The 3,280-nt window shown below is 70.8% G+C and carries 3 protein-coding genes; all 3 read right to left on the minus strand.

The genetic code is table 11. From position 1 onward, the window contains the following. The coding region (locus tag U9980_RS25990; RefSeq protein ID WP_322770337.1) for a sensor histidine kinase at nucleotides 1-1,227 on the minus strand (1,227 nt) is incomplete at its 3' end. Further along, nucleotides 1,209-1,715 (minus strand): hypothetical protein, encoded by a 507-nt coding sequence (locus U9980_RS25995; protein ID WP_322770338.1) that lies wholly within the window; start codon nucleotides 1,713-1,715, stop codon nucleotides 1,209-1,211. The genes U9980_RS25995 and U9980_RS25990, both read right to left, overlap by 19 nt. Nucleotides 1,716-1,743: 28 nt before the next feature. Beyond that, the coding region (locus U9980_RS26000; protein WP_322770339.1) for an ABC transporter permease at nucleotides 1,744-3,280 on the minus strand (1,537 nt) is incomplete at its 5' end.

The following is a 3,280-nucleotide window of genomic DNA, read 5'->3' on the forward strand; positions in this document are numbered from 1 at the left end:
GGACAGGTAGAGGCTGGGTGGTATGTCGCATTCCATGGGGATTCCGGCCTGGTGTTCGAAGTGCGTGCAGAGTTCGGCGACCGCCGTGGACAGCCCGTGCGGGGACAGCGTCGGTGGGCGCAGTTGATCGATGATCGCGGTGAGCTCGCGCTGGGCTCGTTGGGTCGATTCGTGCGCGTCGTCGAGGTGGCCGAGCGTTGCGTCTGCCTCGCCGTGCAAGGAGGCTTTGGCGGCTGCCAGGTGCAGGGAGGCCGCGAACATGTCCTGTTTCACGCCGTCGTGCAGGTCGCGCTGCACCCGTTGGCGTTCCTGCATGGTTGCGATCTCGCGGCGGGCCGCGAGCAGGTTCCGGATCTGCTCGGCCATGTGGTTGAGGTCGGTGCCGAGGTGGGCCAGCTCGTCGCGGCCGTGCGCATCGACGGTGGGATGGAGGTCGCCGTGGCTCCAGGTCCGGGTGGTGGCCGCCATGGCACGTAAGCGGTGCACGAGCTGGTGAGAGAGAGCGAGGCCGGTGGCCGTGCCGAGAATGAGCACCAGCATGATCAGCGGTAGCCAGGTTGGGGACCAGCTCGCCTTCCACGCGGTGAGGAATGCCGCGAACGGCTGTTGGCGCGGGACGGCGGGAACAGCGCCGTCGAAGATCGCCACGAGGGCGCCGCCGGGCTGCTTCCCGCCAGGTACCGCGGTGGCGGCGAAGCCTCGACCCGATACGGTCCCGGTGATGCTTTGGGCGTTTCCCCTGCCGTGTAGGGCGGACTGTATGGCCTGTTGCCCGGCCGGGTCGGCCAGGAGGGCTTCGAAGCGGGCCTGCGCGTCGGTGCGGCAGGTGGCGGCGGAGGACGCGGTGTGCTGCTGCTGGGTGCAACTTTCGGCGGTGAGCAGGGTGCCTTTACTGTCGAAAACGGCTACCGCCAATGGTTGGCTGTGGGTCTGTCGCGACAGGTCGTCCATGAGGGGTATGGCGACCCAGAAGCGGATGGCCTCCGGGTCGGGTGCCGGCTGGGTGAGGTATGGCATCGCTGCCCCGATGGACTTCTCCAGGATCGTTGGCGCGCCGGCGCGGTCCGCGGAGGTGATGCCCCGGGCCGTGTGGGCCGCGGTGGTGGCCGCGCTCATCGTGACCGCGGCAACGAGGGTGACCAGCGCGTAGGAGATCGTCAGCCGCCAGCGCAGCCCGCCCAGCCGGGGAGCCGCGCGCGGACCGGCGGCTAGCTCTCGCGGAACCAACGGCTGATCTCGGCGATGAGGTCCGGTTGGGTTTGCGCTGTCCAGAATTGTTCCTCCTGGTTGGCCTGCGGGGCCGTCCACGTGCCAGAGCGTAGCGCCGCGTCGGCGCGGTCGTTGACTGCCGCGAGGATGATCGGGCCGAGCGCGTCCTGGGCCAGCCCGAGCGGCTTGGCCAGGGTCATGAGCGTGGCGTTGGGCTCGGCCTGCAGTTGTGCGCGGATTTGCGCAGGGTCGAGGCGCAGGCGGGCGGCGACCTGCTGTTCGACCGCGGTACGGTCCTCGAGGCTCACCGGGAGGGGTGGGGACAGCGGGGCGTGGGTCGCTGCCGGGGGTTCGACACCGCCTTGGGCGCTGGACTGACCGCCACCGCACGCGGTCGCCGCCAGGACGAGTGCGATGAGCAGGCCGGCGGCGACGAGGAGCCCGGCGAAGGTTGTCGGGCGGCTCCGGGCGTGGGTCTCGTGCGGGGCATCCGTGCGGACGAGCATGTTGATCAGCCTTTCTCGTTGGTCGGGGTCACTGGGAGCGCAGCAGGTCCACGGCACGAAGCGAGGCCGCCCGCAGAGCTGGCGCGACGCTCGCGAGGGTCGCGACGGCGAGGGTGGCAGCGAGCATCACCGCGAACGCGGACGGGTCGAAATGGAACGTGACGGGCATGACCAGGCGCCCGAACAGCCCGACGAACAGGTACGCCAGCGGGACGCCGGCGAGGGCGGCCGGCAGCCACGCCACCACGCTCAGTGCCAGGCCCTCGATCCAGAACACGGTGGCCACCCGTCTTCCGGCCGCGCCGAGGGCCCGTAGCAGTCCGATGTCCTTTTGGCGTTCGACGACGGAGGTGCCTATGGCATCGGCCAGCCCGAGCACCCCCACCGCCGCGACGACCACGGCCACCGCCACCAGCAGGGCATACACCGGGGTGAAGTTGCGCTGGTGGCGCACGACCTCGTCGTTGAAGGTGAAGACCTCCGCGATGGGGCCGGCCCGGCCGTCGGCGGCAGCATGGCGACCAACCTGGTCGATGTCGCGGGTCAGTCGGTCGACCGCGGCCGGTGACCGGTCCGCCGCCCGGACGAGCAGCCGGTTGGTGTAATTCCCGATGTCGGCGGCGTCAGCGCCGAGCAGTTCGTAGACCTGGTTGACCGGTGCGACGGCGGCGCCGACCTGGGTCAGGTCGTCCACCGACTCTCGGACGGTGCCGATGACAGTCCAGCTCACCTGGTGGGCGCCGGGACCGGTCAGCAGGAAGGTGCTGCCGATGTGCAGGCCGGCGCGGGCGGCCAGCCGGTCGCCGAGGAGAACCACGTTGGTGTCCTGTGCGGTGAACCAGCGCCCGCTGGTCAGTTGGCGGTGGTAGAGCCGGCTGTTCGGCTCGATCCCCCAGACAGACGCCTTGCCCCAGGCCGTCTGCGCACCCAGCCACCCGGCCCGTTCGATAGTGCCGATGTTGGGTACCGACCCGAGCGCGGCGGTGACCTGGCTGTAGGAGGCGCTCTCGCCCACGTTGACCTCGACATCGGCGTCGAGGTTGCCCCACACCGCGGCGATCGACCCGCTGACCGAGGCGGCCATGGACTGCACCACCAGGAAGCAGATCGCGGCGGTGGCGACGGTCGTGATCGACAACGCGGCCCGCCACGGCCTACGCAGCAGCCCCCGCAGTCCAAGCCACACGGTCTGCGGTACCCGGCCGAACCGGCCGGCGAGCAGCCGAGTTACCGGGCCGGTACGGGCCACCGGCACGCTTGCCACGCCCCACGCCGCCAGCGCATCCCGCACACTGACGCGGGTTCCCAGCCACAGCGCCGGCAGCGCGGCCACCATGGGCATCCCGAAACCCACCGCGACGCCGATGCCGATCACCGCGGGCGGCAGTTCGAACGGGCCCGTGGCCAGCGGGATCGGTGCGGCAAGCCGCGTCGTGAGATACCGACCTACGCCGACTCCGACGGCGATGCCCACCGGGGTGGCTACCGCGCTGTAGATGGCGACGGTGGTCAGGTAGCCGCGTACGACGCGGGCACGGGTCGCGCCCAGCGCCTTCATCGTGCCG

It is taken from the genome of Protofrankia sp. Cr1 (genome assembly GCF_963555865.1).
Classification (GTDB): domain Bacteria; phylum Actinomycetota; class Actinomycetes; order Frankiales; family Frankiaceae; genus Protofrankia.

Coding starts and splice junctions, on each gene's coding strand:
- U9980_RS25995 (WP_322770338.1), bottom strand. CDS start 1,715: ATGCTCGTCCGCACGGATGCCCCGCACGAGACCCACGCCCGGAGCCGC.